Source organism: Pseudomonas sp. NPDC087814 (assembly GCF_044742865.1).
Lineage (GTDB): Bacteria > Pseudomonadota > Gammaproteobacteria > Pseudomonadales > Pseudomonadaceae > Aquipseudomonas.
The window spans coordinates 31,241-49,184 of sequence record NZ_JBIUVK010000048.1 but is presented as its reverse complement, the minus strand read 5'-3'; the positions used below and the strand labels follow the sequence as shown (position 1 = coordinate 49,184).

Here is a 17,944-nt window from a genome sequence, read left to right as displayed (position 1 = left end):
AGAGCGTTTTGCTTACTTTTGCGCTGTTCAAAAGTGAGCCGCTGTAAGAGCGGAACCATAAGTGGCCGTTACCTAAATAACGGATATACACCCAACCCCTGCGGGCTACTTCAAATTCCCACTCAAAAACTGCTGCAACCGCTCGCTCTTCGGATTACCCAGCACATCCTCCGGCGAACCCTGTTCCTCCACCAGCCCCTTGTGCAAAAACAGCACCTGGCTCGACACCTTGCGCGCAAAGCTCATCTCATGGGTCACCATGATCATCGTCCGGCCTTCCTCAGCCAGACCCTGGATCACCTTCAACACCTCACCCACCAACTCCGGGTCCAGCGCCGAAGTCGGCTCGTCAAACAGCATCACCTCCGGCTCCATCGCCAGCGCCCGGGCAATCGCCACCCGCTGTTGCTGGCCACCCGACAAAAACGCCGGATATTGACCGGCCACCCGCGCCGGCAACCCCACCTTGTCCAGATACCGGCGAGCGCGATCCTCGGCGTCCTTCTTGCTGCAACCCAGCACCCGGCGCGGCGCCATGGTGATGTTCTCCAGCACACTCATGTGGCTCCACAGGTTGAAATGCTGAAACACCATCGCCAACCGCGTACGCAGGCGCTGCAACTCAGCATCATCCGCCACGCGCATCCCATGGCGGTCACTGACCATGCGAATCTGCTGCCCATCCAGCGTCATCGCGCCATCATTGGGCTGTTCAAGAAAATTGATACACCGCAAAAAGGTACTCTTGCCCGAGCCACTGGCGCCGATCAAGCTGATCACATCACCGGTCCTGGCCTTGAGCGAGACACCTTTGAGCACCTCATTGTCGCCATAGCTTTTATGCAGGCCTTCAACGGTCAATTTGTACATGGGGCGTGCATCCTCAAGGCGAAAGTAGGTAGCCGCTGCGATAGGCTTCAGTGCCGGCGACATGGGCAATGACCATCCCGGCAGTGGCCATGCGCCGCAGCGAACGAGCGTAAAGCAGCCCGGCATTGCGGCAATGCACTGGCGTTACGCGGTCGGAAATGGGGTCGATGATTTCGGCGATCAGTTGCCCGGCTTCCACGTATTCCCCAGGCAGCGCGCTGAATACCAGCAAGCCGCCCACGGCTGTGGCCACCGGCTCGACGCCCGCCAGCGGTGTGGCGGGGTAGGGCAATTCCGGCAGCGGTGCCGGCTCGCCGCTGATTGCGCCGAAGTGAATCAGGTAATCGATGATCGCCTGGCAGTCGAGGCTGGCCAGGCCGTGGTTGACGTCGCCCTGGCCGCGCAATTCGACGGTTACCGAAAAGCTGCCCATCGGGATCGGGAAGTGCTCGCCAAACCGTTGTTGCAATTGCCACCACACCAGCGTGAAGCATTCATCGAATGACTGCCCGCCGGAGTCGGTGGCCAACAGGCTGGCTTCCGAACCGATATAGCGCGCCAGCGGCTCCACCCGGGGCCACGCTTCGGGGGTGGTGTACAGGTGCGCCACGGCTTCGAAGTCGCAGTGCAGGTCCAGCACCATGTCGGCATCACACGCCAGGCGTTGAAGCACCAGGCGTTGGGATTCCAGTTGTGTGACGGGCGTTTGCGCCGCCAGGGCCATGGTCAGCGCATCGCGGATCAGTTCGACGTTGTGCGCAGGATCATCTCCCAGCAGGCCGTCGACTTGATTGCCAACCTCGTCGGACAGGTCGACAAACAGGCGGTTGAAGTTCTGCCCGCTTTCCAGCTCATAGCGGCCCAGGGGGATGTCCATCAACACCTGTTCCAGGCCGGTCGGGTTGGCGATCGGCACCAGCACGATCTCGCTGCGCAGGCGGCCGGCCGCAGCCAGCTCCGCCAGGCGCGCCTTCAAGTGCCAGGCCACCAGCATGCCCGGCAATTCGTCGGCGTGCAGTGACGACTGGATGTAGACCTTGCCTTCGGCCTGCTCCGGCCCGAAGTGGAAACTGTGGATTTGTCGCTCCGTGCCCGGCACCGGCGCCACAAGTGGATGAATCTGATGACGCATGAAGGCTCCTTAGTGGCTGGGGCCGAGAAAGGCCAGCCAGCGACGCTCCGCCAGACGAAACAGACCGACCAGGGCAAAGGTCACGGTCAGGTAGATCAGCGCAGCGATACCGAATGATTGAAAGGTCATGTAGGTGGCCGAGTTGGCGTCCCGGGCGACTTTCAGGATATCCGGGATGGTCGCGGTGAAGGCCACCGTCGTCGAATGCAGCATCAGGATCACTTCATTACTGTAGTACGGCAGCGAGCGGCGCAGGGCCGACGGCATGATCACGTAGGCATACAGCTTCCAGCCGCTGAGGCCGTAGGCTTTCGCCGCTTCGACTTCGCCGTGGGCCATGCTGCGGATCGCCCCGGCAAAAATCTCCGTGGTGTAGGCGCAGGTGTTGAGGGCGAAGGCGAGAATCGTGCAGTTCATCGCATCACGAAAGAACGCGTCCAGCACCGGCTGCGCGCGAACCGCCGCGATGCTGTAGATCCCGGTGTAGCAAATCAGCAACTGGATATACAGCGGCGTGCCGCGAAACAGGTAGGTGTAGAACTGCACCGGCCAGCGTACCCAGCGATTGCGCGACACCCGCGCAATGGACAGCGGGATCGATACCAGGAAGCCGATGAAGATCGACGCGCTGAGCAGCCACATCGTCATGGCCAGCCCGGTGATGTGCTGGCCGTCGCTATAAAGGAAGGGGCGCCAGTATTGCTGGATAAGTTCGATCATCGCACTGCCTCCCGGGAGCCTGCGGAGTAGCGCCGTTCGAGGCGGCGCAGGACGAAGTTGGACGCGCTGGTGATCAACAGGTAGATAAACGCGGCGATCACCAGGAAATAGAACAGCTGATAAGTACTCTTGCCGGCATCCTGCGCGGCCTTGACCAGGTCGGCCAGGCCGATGATCGACACCAGTGCCGTGGCCTTGAGCATCACCATCCAGTTATTGCCGATGCCCGGCAGGGCGAAGCGCATCATCTGCGGGAAGGTCACGAAACGAAACCGCTGGCCACGCGTGAGCCCGTAGGCCGTGGCGGCCTCCAATTGGCCACGGGGCACGGCGAGGATCGCGCCGCGAAAGGTCTCGGTGAAATACGCACCGTAGATAAAGCCCAGGGTGATCACCCCGGCGCTGAATGGGTCGATCTCGATGTAGTCCCATTCCATAAAGTCGGTAAAGCTGGTCAGCCAGATTTGCAGGCTGTAGAAAATCAGCAGCATCAGCACCAGGTCGGGCACGCCGCGAATCAGGGTGGTGTAGATCTGCGCGGGAACCCGCAGGAACGGCAGGCTGGACAGTTTGGCAGTAGCCCCGAGCAGGCCCAGCAACACGCTGACGGCCAGGGAGAACACCGACAACTTGACGGTCATCCAGGTGCCTTGCAGCAACAGCGGGCCGAAACCCTTCAAACTGAAGGCACTGAGCCCCAGGGTTTGCAAAAGATCTTCGAACATAAATCAGGACCTATGGCGATAAAAAAGCGCCCCTCCAGAGGAAGGGCGCCCCAGGCATTATTTGCCGCTGTACAGGTTCAGATCGCCAAAGTGTTTCTTCTGGATGGTGGCGTAGGTGCCATCATCGTGTAACGCTTTGATACCTTTATCCAACAAGGCCTTGAGGTCTTTGTTACCTTTTTTGATACCGACCGCAGTTTTGGACGGCAGCAGTGGATCGTCGATGGCCTTGCTGACTTCGTAGTCAGCACCGGCTGGCGACTTCAAAAAGCCCAGTTCGGCTTGCAGCATGTCCTGCACGGAAGCGTCCAGGCGGCCGGAAGTCAGGTCGGCGTACACCTGGTCCTGGTTGGCGTAGGCCTTGGTGGTGACACCGGCCTTGTCCAGTACGGCCTTGGCGTAGGCTTCCTGGATGGTGCCTTGCTCGTAGCCCACGGTTTTACCCTTCAGGGACTCAGGCGTGGAGTAGTTCGCGCCCTTTTTGAACACCAGCGAGGTTGGGCCGGAGAACAGCTCGTTGGAGAAGTCGATCGCCTTTTCACGGGCTTCGGTCACGGTCATCGAGGAAATCACGCCGTCAAACTTGTTGGCGTTGAGGCCTGGAATCATGCCGTCGAAATCACTTTCGACCCACTTGCACTTGACCTTCAGCTCGGCACAGATGGCATTGCCCAGGTCGATATCGAAGCCCACCAGGCTGCCGTCAGCGGCTTTAGACTCAAACGGCGCGTAGGACGGATCGACACCAAAACGCAATTCCTTGTATTCCTTGGCCAGCGCGGAACCGGCGGCCATGCACAGAGCCAGTGCAGAAAGGGTCAGCAATGCTTTTTTCATTATGTAATCCCTGGAAACCAAGATAAGCGCTTGTGGCGCGGTTAGGACTGTTACTGAACGGTGTCAGACCGGACTCAAGTAGCAATTTCTGCACCATAGTTCCGAATGGTCGTTTTAAAAGGTGAGATTAAGGAGTTGTGCCAGTAGGAAATGCCCGAAAATGGGCATTGATCAATCTATGCATTATTTTGGGGCGTGTGAGGTTTTCAAATGTGGGAGCGGGCTTGCTCGCGAATGCGGTGGATCAGTCGGTACATGTATTGACTGACACACCGCCTTCGCGAGCAAGCCCGCTCCCACATTGATCGGTGGCGTTGGTGAGAGACGTGTCAGGCCAGTAAATCCTGCAGGGTCGCCAGGTTGTCGGCTTCCTCGACGGCCTTGTCCTGGCGCCAGCGCAACATCCTCGGGAAACGCACCGCAATTCCGCTCTTGTGCCGCTTGGACAGGGCAATCCCTTCAAAACCCAGTTCAAACACCATGCTCGGCGTGACGCTGCTCACCGGGCCGAATTTCTCCACGGTGGTCTTGCGCACGATGGCGTCGACCTTGCGCATTTCCTCATCGGTCAGCCCCGAATACGCCTTGGCGAACGGCACCAACGTACGCTCAGTACCGGGCGGGCCGTCCCACACCGCAAAGGTGTAGTCGCTGTACAGGCTGGCGCGCCGGCCATGGCCGCGCTGGGCGTAGATCAACACCGCATCGACGCTGAACGGGTCGACTTTCCACTTCCACCACACGCCCATGTCCTTGGTCCGGCCCACGCCGTAGAGCCCGTCCCGGGCCTTGAGCATCATGCCTTCCACGCCCAGGCTGCGGGACGCCTCACGCTGCTCTGCCAAGTCTTGCCAGCTATCGCCGATCAGCACTGGCGACGTGCGCAACGTTGGCTGGTCGCAGTCGCTGACCACCAGCTCCAGTTGCGCCCGGCGTTCGGCCTGGGTGTGGTTGCGCCAGTCTTCGCCGTGGTGTTCCAGCAGGTCATAAGCGAGCACGGCGACCGGCGCGTCTTCGAGGATTTTCTTGCCCAGGGTCTTGCGGCCGATACGCTGTTGCAGCAGGGCGAAGGGTTGCACCGAGTCCTTCCACACCACGATTTCGCCGTCGATCACCGTGCCATCGGGCAGGCTGTTTTCCAGGTCATGAAGCTCCGGAAAGCGCTCGGTGACCAGTTCTTCGCCCCGAGACCAGATCCACAAGCGGCCTTCGCGCTTGACCAGTTGTGCGCGGATACCGTCCCACTTCCATTCCACTTGCCAGTCAGCAGGGGAGCCGAGCAAGGCATCGAACTGCTCCACCGGCTGGGCCAGGCCATGGGCCAGGAAAAACGGATAAGGCTGCCCGCCACGCTGGGCGTGTTCGTCGGACGATTCGGCGGCAATCAGCTTCAAGTAGCCTTCGGCCGTCGGACGGTTCGACAGGTCGGTGTAGCCCACCAGCCGCTGGGCCACGCGTTTGCTGTCCAGCCCGGCCATGGCGGCCAGGGCGCGGGTGACCAGCAACTTCGACACACCGACCCGGAAGCTACCGGTGATCAGCTTGATGCAGAGCATCAGGCTCGGCTGATCCAGCTGTGCCCACAACGCGGGCAGGCGTTCTGCCAGTTCTTCTGGCGGCAGGCCGCGCAAGGGCAGGAGTTTTTCTTCCAGCCACACGGCCAGACCATCGTCCGAGGTGTGGGGCGATTCCGGTAACAGCAGGGAAATGGTTTCCGCCAGGTCCCCTACCGACTGATAACTCTCTTCGAACAGCCACGGCTCAATGCTCGCGGCTTCGGTGGCCATGTCCCGCAGCAACCGCGTGGGTACCAGTTGTCGGGGCCGGCCGCCGGATAAAAAGTACACCGCCCACGCAGCATCTTCCGCGGGCGCCTGTAGGAAATAAGCCTGCAAGGCGGCGAGCTTGGCGTTGCTGGAGGTGGTGGCGTCGAGGTTGGCGTACAGCTCGGCGAAGGCTTTCATGACGTGGCCTCCTCTTCGTCATCGCCGTATTCGGTGGTGAATCCCTGGGCATCCAGGCCCTTTTCCCGCAGGTGCCTGACCAATACGCCCACAGAACCGTGGGTGACCATTACCCGCTCGGCACCGGTTTGCTCAATGGCCCATAACAGTCCGGGCCAATCGGCGTGGTCCGAGAGCACAAAGCCGCGATCCACGCCGCGCCGCCGCCGGGTGCCGCGCAGGCGCATCCAGCCGCTGGCGAAGGCGTCGCTGTAGTCGCCGAAGCGGCGAATCCAGGTGCTGCCACCGGCGGAGGGCGGGGCGATGATCAGGGCCTGGCGCAATAAAGGGTCGGTCTTTTTGAAGTCGCCGGCGTAGAGGGTTTCAGGGATATAGATGCCAGCTTCGCGGTACACCCGGTTCAAGGGTTCGACCGCGCCATGGCTGAGGATCGGGCCGATGCTGGCGTCGATGCCGTGGAGAATCCGCTGGGCTTTGCCGAAGGAATAACAGAACAACACGCTGGCCTTGCCGGCGGCGATATTGGCCTGCCACCAGTCGTTGATCCCGGCAAAAATCTGCGCCTGGGGCTGCCAGCGGTAGATCGGCAGGCCGAAGGTCGATTCGGTGATAAACGTATGGCAGCGCACCGGTTCGAACGGCGCGCAGGTGCCGTCGGGCTCGACTTTATAGTCGCCGGAGGCGACCCAGACTTCACCCTGGTATTCCAGGCGCACCTGGGCGGAGCCGAGGACATGGCCGGCGGGGTGGAAACTCAAGGTGACGCCGTGGTGGCGCAGGCTTTCGCCGTAGGCCAGGGTTTGCAGGTTGATGTCCTGGCCGAGGCGCGAGCGCAGGATACCTTCGCCGGGGGCGGCGGCCAGGTAGTGTTGGTTGCCGGTGCGGGCGTGGTCGCCGTGGGCGTGGGTGATGACCGAACGTTCCACCGGGCGCCAGGGGTCGATGTAGAAATCCCCGGCGGGGCAGTAGAGGCCTTCGGGCCGGGCGATAACAAGGTCCATGGGCGTGCCGTGGAGGTGGGCTTGTTAATTATGAGGCGAGGGCGGGTGGAGAAGTTCTATCGGAATGCATGCAATCAAATGTGGGAGCGGGCTTGCTGTGGTGAGGGGGCTTGTCCCCCGTCGGGTTCACCACAGATTGATGGGGCTGCTTCGCAGCCCAACGCGGGGCAAGCCCGCTCACCACAGCAAGCCCGCTCCCACATTTTGATCCGGTTGAGTCAGGGAAACCGGGTTACTTGCCCGGCACCAGCGTCAACCGCGTCTTCCCGTACACCCCGTCAAAGTTCTGCGGCTGCATCGGGAAGCTCAGGTATTGCGCCTTCAGCCACGGGTCGATGCCATTGGCATAGTTCGGGCTGGCCGGGTTGCCGGATTGGCCGATGCCGCTTTGGCCCATCATCGGTTCCGCCAGGCCGAAGTCGACAATCATCCGCAGCGCCGGCACCTGGGTCGTGTCGAAACTCTGGCCCCAGCTATACGGTGCGCTGTTCAGCGTGTTGTGATCGCCGCCCGCGGCCAGTGGGCCGCGAATGGCCTGGCCGCTGGTGTTCTTCCAGGTGTAGCTGTGCAGTTTGCCCCACTGCCAGGCCTTGTGATCGGCGCCCAGCGCGCTGTCGCCTGCGGTGATCGCGGCGGCCAGGCTACGGGCGAGGATCGCCGGCTTGTCGGTTTTCTGCCCGGTGCGGGCGTCATTCCAGAACGGGCTGTCTTCGCGCCCCAGCAGGTGGTCGGCCACCGCCGAGTACGACAGGTTGGCGTTACCGATAAAGGCTTTCCAGGTGGCGCTGTTTTCCGGACCGAGTTCGTCGAGGAAAATCTGCTTGGCGCTTTCCTGCAGGAACAACTCATAAATCGCCGCGTCGGCGGAGGTGGGTGCCAGCCGACCGTCGAAGGCCATCAGGCGGCTCAGTGCTTCCCGCGCCTTGGCCTGGTCTGCCACCGGCAATCCATCGATCGCCTGTTTCAGCGGCTGGGCCATGCCCGGCGCCTGGAACATGCTCTTGAGCTTGGCGGCAAACGTGGTGGTCTGGTCGTACTGCATGGCAATCATGCTGCGGCTGTCATGCTTGCTGCTGCCGGCCAGTTGCGCGATACGTTCGGCGCGTTCCGGCGCGGCCCACGAGTTGGACAGTTGCATGCCGTAGCCACGGGGAATGGTGCGCTGGTTGGCCGTGCCGATCCAACCCTGGGCCGGGTCCTGATCGTAGGGGTGCAGCATCGCGTCGGCGTAGCCATCCCAGTCGAAACGCCCGTCCCAGCCCGGCGATGGCACCAGGCCTTCGCCTTCACGGCGGTTGGGGAACCGCCCGGTCACTTGCCAGCCAATGCTGCTGGCGTCGGCGAAGACCATGTTCAAGGCAATTGCGCGAATTTCCCGGGTGGCGTCAGACGCTTTACCGGCGGTTTGCGCACGTGACAGGTCGAAGAACGCGTCCAGGCTCTTGTCGTCCTTGAAATCGGCGGTTTGCAACGCCAGGCCGTAGCCGCTGGTCAGCGACTGGGCACTGTTGAGCAGCGGCCCGTGGCGGGTTTCGTACACCGCTTCGCGAATCGGCCGCTGGCCCTTGGCGAAGTAGGTTTCATTGCGCACGATGGCGGGCAGCCATTTGCCGTTGTTTTCGTAGTACAGCGCGTTGCCCTGGCGCTTGACCTTCTCCAGGAATACGTCCTGGGTGTCACCCGAGACCTGGCTCATGCTCCAGGCCACCTTGCCGTTGAAGCCGGAAAGCAGGGTTGGCAAACCGGCGATGGACACACCGGCGGCCTGGTATTTCGGCGAGCGGATCTGCACGTAGTTCCACAGCGACGGGGCCTGCATCGAGGTCGACAGGTCATTGGCCAGCAGGCTCTTGTTACTGCGGCTGCGCTGCGGGCCGATCGCCCAGTTGCTGGAGCTGGACGTGCCCAGGGTGTTGAGGGTGTCGAGGTGCTCGCTGAGGCTGGTCAGCGCAGCGAGGCCGGGGATCTGGCCCAGGTTGATGCCCTTGAGCTTGTCGGACTCGGCCACTGGCAGCGGTTCATCCGGGTAGCTCGGGGTCAGCCAGGCGAGTTTGTCGGCACCGACTTTTTGCGCGAGCACCAATGACGACAGCTCTTCCTGCAAGTTGGTCGACTCGCTGAAATTCAGCAGGCAGAACAGCAGCGCCGAATCTTCCGGCTTCCAGTATTCAGGCTTGTAGCCAGTCTGGGCCAGGTCTGGCGGCAGCTTGTCGCGGTAGCGGAACAGGTAGGCGTTGACCCCGCGCGCATACACCTCAAAGAAGCGCTTGAGGCGCGGCGACGAGGCGTTATAAAGCTCGCCGGCGCTTTTGCGCAGGTTGACCGCCCGCATGAAACGGTCGACATCCAGCACATCCGGCCCGGACATTTCCGCCAGGCGGCCCTGGGCCAGCAGGCGCAGGGTGACCATCTGGGTGATGCGGTCGCTGGCGTGCACGTAGCCCAGGGTGAACAGCGCATCGTGGAAGGTGCTGCTTTCAATCAGCGGGATGCCCTGGCTGTTGCGGCGCACCGAAACGTTCTGCGCCAGGCCCTTGATCGGCTGTACGCCGGAAACCGGAGGCAGGGTGTCTTGGGTGCTCTGTAACTGGCAACCGGCCAGGCCCAAGGCACTGGCAATTGCCGCGGCAACGCCGAACCGGGGAAGAAAATGTGAGAGGGCTGGCGAGGCCATGGCAAAGCTCCTGCGGGGGGTAGCGTCAGTAAAGGCGCTACGTTAGTGAGCGCGGCGAAACGACGCAAGCGGGAGGCGATGCTTATTTCAGGATTTGCGTAAGGTTTCCAGTCGGGCACAAATCAGTGTGGGAGCGGGCTTGCTCGCGAAGGCGGTGTATCAGCTAAAAGAGTTGTGGCTGATCCACCGCATTCGCGAGCAAGCCCGCTCCTACATTTTGATCCCGTTGACCTTCAGGATTTTGGCGGATTGACCTTCTGCACCAGCTCATAGGCACGCACCGTCGCCGGGCGTTGCTTGATGTGGTTGAACCAGCGTTCTACATGTGGGAAGTCTTCCAGCTTCTGGCTCTGCCACTTGTGGGAAACGATCCACGGGTAGATCGCCATGTCGGCAATGCTGTATTCCTCGCCGGCCACGAACGTGCGGTCGGCCAGGCGCCGGTCCAGCACGCCATACAGGCGGGCGGTCTCATCCACATAGCGTTTGATCGCGTAGGGAATCTTTTCCGGGGCGAACTGGCTGAAGTGGTGATTCTGGCCGGCCATCGGCCCCAGGCCACCCATTTGCCAGAACAGCCATTGCAGCGCTTCCTGACGACCACGCAGGTCCTGGGGAATGAACTTGCCGGTTTTTTCCGCGAGGTACAGCAGGATCGCACCGGATTCGAACAGGGAAATCGGCGCGCCGCCGTCGGTCGGGTTCTGATCGACGATGGCCGGGATGCGGTTATTGGGGGCGATCTTCAGGAAGTCGGGCTTGAACTGATCGCCCTGGCCGATGTTGATCGGGTGTACCTCGTAAGGCAGGCCGGCTTCTTCCAGGAACAACGACACTTTGTGACCGTTGGGGGTGGTCCAGTAATACAGGTCGATCATGAAGCTCTCCAAGGGTGGTGATGCTTGAGCGAATGCCTGTAGGTATAGGTGATGTTAGGGTGACGAAAATTCAATGAAACATTTGGGTCTATCGATATGGAAATTCGTGCGGGCGCAGCGTTGATTCTGATTGACCAGCAAAAAGGCATTCATCATCCCAGGCTGGGACGGCGCAATAATCCGCACGCCGAGGCGCGCATGCTGGCGTTGCTGGCGCATTGGCGGCGCGAAGGCTGGCCGGTGATTCATGTGCAGCATCTGTCCCATTCACCGGAATCGGTGTTCTGGCCGCAGCAGTCGGGGGTGGAGTTTCAGGATGCATTTATTCCGCAGGCGGGTGAGCAGTTGATACAGAAACGGGTGCCGGACGCATTTTGTGGGACGGGGCTGGAAGCGAGGTTGCATGAGGCCGGGCTTCGGCAAGTGGTGCTGGTGGGCGTGGCCACCCATAACTCGGTGGAGGCCACGGCCCGCAGTGCCGGCAACCTGGGGTTTGAGACGTGGGTTATCGAAGATGCCTGCTACACCTTCGACAAGGCGGACTTTTTCGGGCAGATGCATTCGGCGCAGGCGGTACATGCCATGTCGTTGGGCAACCTGCACGGCGAGTACGCCACAGTGATTTCCTCCAAACAGTTGCTGGAGTGACCGTTGTGGTGAGGGAGCTTGCTCCCGCTGGACCAGGCTGGACCAGGCTGGAGCTCCAGTGCGAAGCGCTCCCGAGTGCCTCACCTCAGTCCGCCTGAAGACGCGCGTGCACAGATTTTGGGGCTGCTACGCAGCCCAACGGGAGCAAGCTCCCTCGCCACAGAGGATCTAAGCCACCGCGCCGTCCACCAACACCTGCAACGTTTGTTGTGAGCATCGCTCGATGCGTACCCGCACACCATAGACTTCGGCAAACAGCGCCGTATCCAGCACGTCATCCGCCGCGCCACTGGCGTACAGCCGGCCCTGGCGCAGCACCGCGATATGGTCGGCATAGCGCGCCGCGAGGTTGATGTCGTGCAGCACCACCACGGCGATCAGGTTGTGTTCCCGCACCAGGTCGCGCACGCAATCCATGACCTTCAACTGGTAGTTCAAGTCCAGCGCACTGGTGGGTTCATCCAGCAGCATCACCTGTGGCCGACGCGCAATCAGTTGCGCCAGGCTGACCAGTTGCCGCTGGCCGCCCGATAATGTGCTCAATAGCTGATCCGCCAGATGAGCGATGCCAATCCTTTGCAACGCATCAAAGGCCTCGCGCATGCACGCGTCGCTTGAAAGCGCAATGCCCTCGACGTTCGCCACCCGCAGCGCCGCGATCACGCTTTCCATCACACTCAGGCTCAAGCCCGGCGGAAGGTTTTGCGGCATATAGGTCACGCGCCGGGCGCGTTCACCGACGGACATTTTCGTCAGGTCCAGGTCACCCAATCTGACAACGCCCTGCATCTTTTCCAGCCCCGCCACCGCCCGCAGCAACGTCGACTTGCCCGCACCGTTCGGCCCGATCAACGCGGTCAGGCTGCCGTGGGCCAAGGTTGGCAAGCTCAGGTCATGCACAATCTGGCGCCGGCCATAGCTGACCTGGGCGTTCTGAATCGACAGCCCGCTGCTCATAACTGCCTCCCGCGCTTGAACACCAGCAACACGAAAATCGGCACGCCCACCAGCGCGGTGACGATACCCACGGGTACGATCACCCCGGGCATGATCAGCTTGCTGGCGATGGATGACAGCGACAACAGTAACGCGCCGATAAGCGCGCTGGCCGGCAGCAGGAAGCGCTGGTCTTCACCCACCAGAATCCGCGCGATGTGCGGACCCACCAGGCCGATAAATCCGATGGTTCCCACAAATGCCACGGCGGTGGCCGACAGCAGGCTGATGCGCAACAACGAGAAAAACCGCAGGCGCTTCACATCGACACCGAAGCTTTGCGCGCGGTCTTCGCCCATGCGCAACAGGGTCAGGCGTGGCGCGGCCGCGAAGGAAAAGGGCATGACCACGGCGACCACCAACGCGAGGATGCCGAGCTTGTCCCAGTTGGCCCGGGTCACGCTGCCCAGGGTCCAGAACACCAGTTGTTGCAGCACATCTTCGGTGGCGACCAGTTGCAACAGGGCGACCACCGCGTTGCAACTGAACACCAGGGCAATCCCGAACAGCACCAGGCTTTCCACCCCGGCACCGCGCAGCCGCGACATGGCTTGCAGCAAAAAGACCGAGGCGGCGGCAAACACAAAGGCTGAAATGGAAATCGCCGTATTGGCCGACACCCACAGCGTCGTCACCGGAAACACAATCACCAGGGACGCGCCCAACGCCGCCGCCGAGGAAACCCCCAGGGTGAATGGACTGGCGAGCGGGTTGTTAAGGATAGCCTGCATCTCGGCGCCCGCCAGCGACAGCGCGCAACCGACCAACACCGCCATCAAGGCGTAGGGCAGGCGCACGTTCCAGATGATCACCTGGTCGGTGGCGCTCAGGTGGGCCGGGTGCAGCAAGCCATCGAGCAGGGCGCCAAGGCCCATGCCCGACGGGCCGCTGGCCAGGTCCACGAGGATCGCGCACATCAGCGCGCCACCCAGCAGGGCCAGCAGCCAGCAACGACGCGCGAGCAGGCGGCGATAGCCTTGGCTGGCGGTGGCGAGGTCGAGGGTTTGAGTGGTCATTGGATTCGCAGCCTTGAAAACGACGAAAATCCCTGCCGGTACACGGTCAGTGTGGGAGCTGGCTTGCCTGCGATGGCGATGGTGAATCCAACACCGCTATCGCAGGCAAGCCAGCTCCCACAGGAACCGTGTCCAGGCAGGGAATGGGTTGTGAGCCTTAGTTACTTGGGTTTGCCATCAATCCAGTAAGCACCCTGCAGCGGCATGCCGAGGAACTGTTGGTTCATCGCTTCCATGGTCGCCTTGGGATCCAGCTTGGCGAACAATTCCGGATGCACCCACTTGGCCAGCGCTTCAATCGCCAGCAGGTTGTACGGCGAGTTGTAGAAGTCATGCCACAGACCGTGGGAATTGCCCTCACGAATCGCCCGAAGGTTCACAAACTCAGGGCGGGCCAGCACGGTATCAAACGCGGCACGCGCGTCTTCGTTGCTCACGCCAGCACCCAGAATCAACCCGGGCTTGTGATTGCCGGTGGCCACATACACATCCGGGTCAGCTTTCAGCGCGTACTCGACACTGATATCTCCCAGCGCCCCCGGCACCACGTCGGCGGCGATGTTGCGCCCGCCCACCAGCTTGATCACTTCACCCATGCCGCTCTTGCCAGTGGTGTGCCCCGGTGCCTGCCAGGCGCCGGCGAGCAATTCCAGGAACACGCTCGGGCGCGGCCCGGCCGGCAAGGTGGCGACGGCGTCGGTGATCACCTTGATGTGCTGGTCATAAAAGTCGAGGAACGCCTTGGCCTGGGTTTCCCGGCCCAGGGCCTGACCCAGGGCGGTCATGCTGGCGTGGGTGCCTTGCACCGGGTTGATGCGGAAGTCGACGAACAACACTGCAATGCCCGCCTTGGCCAACACGTCCGCCACCGGGCTGTGTTCAGTCGGGCCATGGCCGGAAATGCTGAACACCGCCAGGTCCGGTTTCAGCGAAAGAATTTCCTCGGCGCTGACGCTTTGCTCCGACGCCTGGCCAATCAGCGGAATGTCTTTTACCGTCGGAAATTTCGCCACGTAGGCGTTATAGGTGTGGGCGTCCAACAGTTTCAAGTCATTCTGCCAGCCGACAATCCGTTGGAATGGCGCGTCCTTGTCCAGCAAGGCAAAGGCCGAAATCAGCCGGCCTTCGCCGAGCACCACGCGCTGCACGTGGTCTGGCACCTCGACCTTGCGGCCCAGCACGTCGGTGACTTCATGGGCGGCGGCGGTTTCGGCGTGGCCGAGGATCAGCACGGCAAACAGCGCGCCCAGCTTGAGGAAGTTGCGGGGTTTCAGCATGGCGAGAACTCCAGGTGAAGGCGGCGCATCAGACATCGCTCCAGCGCCGCAAAAGGTTGTGATAGGCGCCGCTCAGTTGCAGCAGCGCGTGGTCGTCGGCGTGTTGCGCGGTGAGGCGTTGAATCGCCACGTCCATGTCCAGCAGCAGTTGGCGCTGGCTGTCTTCGCGCACCAGGCTTTCGACCCAGAAGAAACTGGCGATGCGCTCGCCGCGGGTGACCGGGTTGATCTTGTGCAAACTGCTGCCGGGATAAATCAGCAGGTGCCCGGCGGGCAGCTTCACCGCGTGCTCGCCGAAGGTGTCGCGGATCACCAGTTCGCCGCCGTCGTAGCTGGCCGGATCAGCCAGGAACAAGGTGGCGGAGATGTCGGTGCGCACCCGTTCGCGCACACCCTTGAGGCCGCGAATCGCATTGTCGATATGCCAGTCGAAGGCTTCGCCGCCGCTGTAGCGGTTGAACAGCGGCGGGTAGATTTTCTTCGGCAGGGCGGCGGACATGAACAGCGCGTTATCCGACAGCCGCGACAGAATCTGCTCACCCAGGCGAATCGCTACCGGCGCGTCTTCCGACAGCTGCCGGTTGTTTTTCGCCCTGGCCGAGCGTTGCCCGGCGGTGACCTTGCCGTCGACCCACGGTTGATCGAGCAGGGTGGCGACGGCCACCGCGACTTCTTCGGCACTCAACAGGCCGGGGATTTCGATCAGCACGGCTTAAAACTCATAGTCGACACTGGCGGTGAGCGTGCGCCCGGCGCCCGGAATGCCGTAGAGCTGGAAGCCGTCCAGGGACGCGCCGATCTGGCTGTAGTAGAACTTGTTAAACACGTTGTTCAGGTTGAGGTTGACCGTGGTTTGCCTGGTCACTTTGTATTGCGCAGCCACGTTGTTGAGCCAGTAGCCGGGGGCCTTTTCGTGGTCACGGGTGTAGATCGCGTACACGCCGGACGGGCCGGTGGCGTAGCTGCTGTTGTTGTTCAGGCCGCCGACGTATTTGTTGTCGCTGTAGCGGCGGCGTCCTACGTATTGCGCGCCGTAACTCAGGCTCAGGTCGTCGGTGACGGCGTAGGTGGTCCACAGGTTGGCGGTCAGGTCGGGAACGTTCTTGGCTTCCTCGCCTTTGTTGGCCCCTTTGGTCTGGGTGCTTTTCAGCGCGGAGAACCCGCTGTACACCGTCCAGCGCGGGCTGATATTGCCTTGCAGGCCCAGTTCCACACCGTCTACGCGCTTGGCGGGGAGGGCGCGTACCGGAGCGCTTTCGCCGTCCTGGTATTCCCAGGAGTTGTCCAGTTCGGTGCGGAAGATCGCGGCGGTGACGTTCAGCAGGTCGTGGGCAATGTCCCACTTGGTGCCGATCTCGTAGGTCTTCGACTTGGCCGGGGTGTAGTTGCTGGTGCTCGCGGCGCCGTAGATCTGGTTGTTGGTCGACGCACCCAGGGCTGACGGTTGTGCCGCTTCGCTGTAGGACACGTAGATGCTGCCGTTAGGCAACGGCTTGTACACCGCGCCGACCCGGCCGCTCACGGCACCGTCGGTGCTGTCGATGGACGCTTGGCCACGCTGGGTGGTTTTGGCCTGCCAGTTGTCGTAGCGCAGGGAGCCGAGCACTTGCCACTGTTCATTCAGGGTGACGGTATCGCCCAGGTAGATGCCGGCGTTGTCGATCACTGAGCGTGGCTGGCCTTCACCCTTGGTCACTTCGGTGCTGGCGAAGCTGTGGTTCGGGTCGTTCATGTCGAAGAACAGATCGCCGGCCGGCACTTCGGCGTTGCGTTTCAGGCCGCCGTAGGTCTCGTGATAGAACTCGAGCCCGCTGACCACCGCGTGTTCCAGCCCGCCGGTATTGAGCTTGAAGGCGAAGTCGGTCTGGTTGTCGAGGATGGTGTAGCGCGTCGACTGGCCGAAGTCGCTCCCTCGCAAAATACCGTAGGCGGTGTTACCGCTGTTGGCGTATCCCGGGTAGGCATTTACCGTGCTGCCGGGCACTTGGCTGATCGGTCCTACGCCGGTGTAGCCCAAGGTCGCACAGCGCGTGCCGGTGCAGGTTTTTTGGCCATTGCCGTTGGCGGCGAAGAAGCGCGCGGGCGAGAGCACCGCGAAGTTGTCGGTACGCTCCCACTTGGTCTGGTTCTTCAGGGTCGCTTCGTTCCAGTCGAAATCATGCTCGAAGCGGGTGGTCAGCGAAGTGGTTTTGGTCTGCTGGGTGTACAGGTGCGAGTCGCCATACCAGTTGGAGCGCTTGACTCCCGGCATGCGGTCGCCGTCGGTGCCGCGCTGGATCGGCACACCGCCGTCCGGCGTGTTGTCGTCCTTCTGGTAGAAGGTGTCGATAAACAGGCGGGTGTCGGTGCCCAGGCCGAAGCCGAGGGAGGTCGCGATGCCCCAGCGGTCGTAGTCCACGTCGTCACGCTCGGCCACCTGGTTGTAGTGCTTCATCAGGTTGATGCGCAGGGCGGTGGTGTCATTCAGTTGTTGGTTGAAATCGCCGGTGAGGCGGCGGTAGCTGTCGGTGCCGATGCCGGCCGAGAGTTTGTTGGCATCCCCCAGATGCGCCTCTTTGCTCACCAGGTTGACGCTGCCGCCTACCGCGGAAACGCCGGATTCGATCGAGCCGGTGCCCTTGAACACTTCTGCCTGTTGCAGGTTGAAGGTGTCGGTGCGGGTCGATTGGCCGGCATCGCGCACACCGTCGACGGTCAGGCTCTGCTCCGAGGAAAACCCGCGAATCGAAAACAGGTCGCCCCAGCCCAGGTTGCCTTCGCCGGACATGAAGGTGATGCCCGGCACGTTGCGCAACACTTCCTGCAAGGTCTGCGCGTTTTGCTCCTTGAGCACTTGCTGCGGGACGATGGTTACGCTTTGCGGGGCATCAAGCAGCGGCTGGCTGATTTTTGCCGAGGTCACCCGGTCGACTTTAAAGGCGGAAGTGGCTTCACCGTCGATCTTGATTTCCGGCAGGCTCAGCACTGAATCATTCGACGCCGCCACCGGCGCATCGGCCCAGGCGGTGGGAGAAACGCTGCCGGCGGCAAGCAGGCCGAACATCGGCGCAAGGGTAGATTGCAGCGACAGGGCGCGCGGGGTAGGCAATGGCATTCGGAGTGACCTAGGCTAAATTACAATTAATCTCATTTAGATTCGGTAGTCTAAAGACCGATACCGGCCGCCATGCCGTGGCTTTGTAATGTGGATGCGTGATTACCGCTTC

Annotated in this window: 15 protein-coding genes; 1 reads left to right on the top strand and 14 read right to left on the bottom strand. The window is 61.9% G+C overall.

The features are described from left to right. Positions 1-105 precede the first annotated feature (105 nt). The 9 genes from ACIOMR_RS25525 to ACIOMR_RS25485 all read right to left on the bottom strand — a co-directional run bounded on the left by ACIOMR_RS25525 (position 106) and on the right by ACIOMR_RS25485 (position 10,801). Positions 106-870, bottom strand: a complete 765-nt coding sequence (locus ACIOMR_RS25525; protein ID WP_102606227.1) for an ABC transporter ATP-binding protein — start codon at positions 868-870, stop codon at positions 106-108. A gap of 13 nt (positions 871-883) precedes the next feature. Continuing rightward, on the bottom strand, positions 884-2,002 hold the full coding sequence (locus ACIOMR_RS25520; RefSeq protein ID WP_401197041.1) for a succinylglutamate desuccinylase/aspartoacylase family protein: 1,119 nt from the start codon (positions 2,000-2,002) through the stop codon (positions 884-886). Positions 2,003-2,011: 9 nt separating this feature from the next. Then, positions 2,012-2,722 carry an ABC transporter permease gene (locus ACIOMR_RS25515; RefSeq protein WP_003209532.1) on the bottom strand — a complete coding sequence of 237 codons (711 nt, stop codon included), beginning with the start codon at positions 2,720-2,722 and terminating at the stop codon, positions 2,012-2,014. Further along, positions 2,719-3,447 carry an ABC transporter permease gene (locus tag ACIOMR_RS25510; RefSeq protein WP_087694271.1) on the bottom strand — a complete coding sequence of 243 codons (729 nt, stop codon included), beginning with the start codon at positions 3,445-3,447 and terminating at the stop codon, positions 2,719-2,721. Before ACIOMR_RS25510 ends, ACIOMR_RS25515 begins: the two co-directional genes overlap by 4 nt. A 57-nt stretch (positions 3,448-3,504) precedes the next feature. Then, the gene (locus ACIOMR_RS25505; RefSeq protein WP_177023308.1) at positions 3,505-4,284 is read right to left on the bottom strand and encodes a transporter substrate-binding domain-containing protein; all 780 of its coding nucleotides are present in this window, start codon (positions 4,282-4,284) and stop codon (positions 3,505-3,507) included. Between the two features lie 329 nt (positions 4,285-4,613). Further along, positions 4,614-6,248 (bottom strand): ATP-dependent DNA ligase, encoded by a 1,635-nt coding sequence (locus tag ACIOMR_RS25500; protein WP_178912886.1) that lies wholly within the window; start codon positions 6,246-6,248, stop codon positions 4,614-4,616. Beyond that, a complete protein-coding gene (locus ACIOMR_RS25495; RefSeq protein WP_008432130.1) occupies positions 6,245-7,249 on the bottom strand; it encodes a ligase-associated DNA damage response exonuclease in 1,005 nt (334 codons plus the stop codon). Before ACIOMR_RS25495 ends, ACIOMR_RS25500 begins: the two co-directional genes overlap by 4 nt. 232 nt (positions 7,250-7,481) lie before the next feature. Next, the gene (locus ACIOMR_RS25490) at positions 7,482-9,923 is read right to left on the bottom strand and encodes a penicillin acylase family protein (RefSeq protein WP_177069060.1); all 2,442 of its coding nucleotides are present in this window, start codon (positions 9,921-9,923) and stop codon (positions 7,482-7,484) included. Between the two features lie 233 nt (positions 9,924-10,156). Further along, a complete protein-coding gene (locus ACIOMR_RS25485; protein WP_003213676.1) occupies positions 10,157-10,801 on the bottom strand; it encodes a glutathione binding-like protein in 645 nt (214 codons plus the stop codon). A 96-nt stretch (positions 10,802-10,897) separates the two neighbouring features. Here ACIOMR_RS25485 and ACIOMR_RS25480 point away from each other — a divergent pair, with 96 nt between their 5' ends. Then, positions 10,898-11,449, top strand: a complete 552-nt coding sequence (locus tag ACIOMR_RS25480; protein ID WP_177021281.1) for a cysteine hydrolase family protein — start codon at positions 10,898-10,900, stop codon at positions 11,447-11,449. Positions 11,450-11,617: 168 nt separating this feature from the next. Here the strand turns inward: ACIOMR_RS25480 and ACIOMR_RS25475 are convergent, their stop codons facing one another. From ACIOMR_RS25475 to ACIOMR_RS25455, 5 genes are all read right to left on the bottom strand, one after another. Further along, complete coding sequence (locus tag ACIOMR_RS25475) at positions 11,618-12,406, bottom strand: ABC transporter ATP-binding protein (RefSeq protein ID WP_008432120.1); 789 nt, start codon at positions 12,404-12,406, stop codon at positions 11,618-11,620. Next, positions 12,403-13,461, bottom strand: coding sequence for an iron ABC transporter permease (locus tag ACIOMR_RS25470; protein ID WP_214499288.1), 1,059 nt, complete (start codon positions 13,459-13,461; stop codon positions 12,403-12,405). The genes ACIOMR_RS25475 and ACIOMR_RS25470 overlap by 4 nt, the downstream gene beginning before the upstream one ends. Before the next feature lie 161 nt (positions 13,462-13,622). Then, entirely contained in the window at positions 13,623-14,738 is a 1,116-nt protein-coding gene (locus tag ACIOMR_RS25465; RefSeq protein ID WP_102368242.1) for an ABC transporter substrate-binding protein, read from the bottom strand. Between the two features lie 28 nt (positions 14,739-14,766). Then, positions 14,767-15,447 carry a Fe2+-dependent dioxygenase gene (locus tag ACIOMR_RS25460; RefSeq protein ID WP_401197031.1) on the bottom strand — a complete coding sequence of 227 codons (681 nt, stop codon included), beginning with the start codon at positions 15,445-15,447 and terminating at the stop codon, positions 14,767-14,769. Positions 15,448-15,450: 3 nt separating this feature from the next. Next, positions 15,451-17,832, bottom strand: coding sequence for a TonB-dependent receptor (locus ACIOMR_RS25455; protein WP_401197029.1), 2,382 nt, complete (start codon positions 17,830-17,832; stop codon positions 15,451-15,453). Positions 17,833-17,944: the final 112 nt, after the last annotated feature.

Excerpts from the sequence above, each read along its gene's own strand:
- ACIOMR_RS25525 (WP_102606227.1), bottom strand. The coding sequence starts at position 870 with ATGTACAAATTGACCGTTGAAGGCCTGCATAAAAGCTATGGCGACAAT.
- ACIOMR_RS25520 (WP_401197041.1), bottom strand. The coding sequence starts at position 2,002 with ATGCGTCATCAGATTCATCCACTTGTGGCGCCGGTGCCGGGCACGGAG.
- ACIOMR_RS25515 (WP_003209532.1), bottom strand. The coding sequence starts at position 2,722 with ATGATCGAACTTATCCAGCAATACTGGCGCCCCTTCCTTTATAGCGAC.
- ACIOMR_RS25510 (WP_087694271.1), bottom strand. The coding sequence starts at position 3,447 with ATGTTCGAAGATCTTTTGCAAACCCTGGGGCTCAGTGCCTTCAGTTTG.
- ACIOMR_RS25505 (WP_177023308.1), bottom strand. The coding sequence starts at position 4,284 with ATGAAAAAAGCATTGCTGACCCTTTCTGCACTGGCTCTGTGCATGGCC.
- ACIOMR_RS25500 (WP_178912886.1), bottom strand. The coding sequence starts at position 6,248 with ATGAAAGCCTTCGCCGAGCTGTACGCCAACCTCGACGCCACCACCTCC.
- ACIOMR_RS25495 (WP_008432130.1), bottom strand. The coding sequence starts at position 7,249 with ATGGACCTTGTTATCGCCCGGCCCGAAGGCCTCTACTGCCCCGCCGGG.
- ACIOMR_RS25490 (WP_177069060.1), bottom strand. The coding sequence starts at position 9,923 with ATGGCCTCGCCAGCCCTCTCACATTTTCTTCCCCGGTTCGGCGTTGCC.
- ACIOMR_RS25485 (WP_003213676.1), bottom strand. The coding sequence starts at position 10,801 with ATGATCGACCTGTATTACTGGACCACCCCCAACGGTCACAAAGTGTCG.
- ACIOMR_RS25480 (WP_177021281.1), top strand. The coding sequence starts at position 10,898 with ATGGAAATTCGTGCGGGCGCAGCGTTGATTCTGATTGACCAGCAAAAA.
- ACIOMR_RS25475 (WP_008432120.1), bottom strand. The coding sequence starts at position 12,406 with ATGAGCAGCGGGCTGTCGATTCAGAACGCCCAGGTCAGCTATGGCCGG.
- ACIOMR_RS25470 (WP_214499288.1), bottom strand. The coding sequence starts at position 13,461 with ATGACCACTCAAACCCTCGACCTCGCCACCGCCAGCCAAGGCTATCGC.
- ACIOMR_RS25465 (WP_102368242.1), bottom strand. The coding sequence starts at position 14,738 with ATGCTGAAACCCCGCAACTTCCTCAAGCTGGGCGCGCTGTTTGCCGTG.
- ACIOMR_RS25455 (WP_401197029.1), bottom strand. The coding sequence starts at position 17,832 with ATGCCATTGCCTACCCCGCGCGCCCTGTCGCTGCAATCTACCCTTGCG.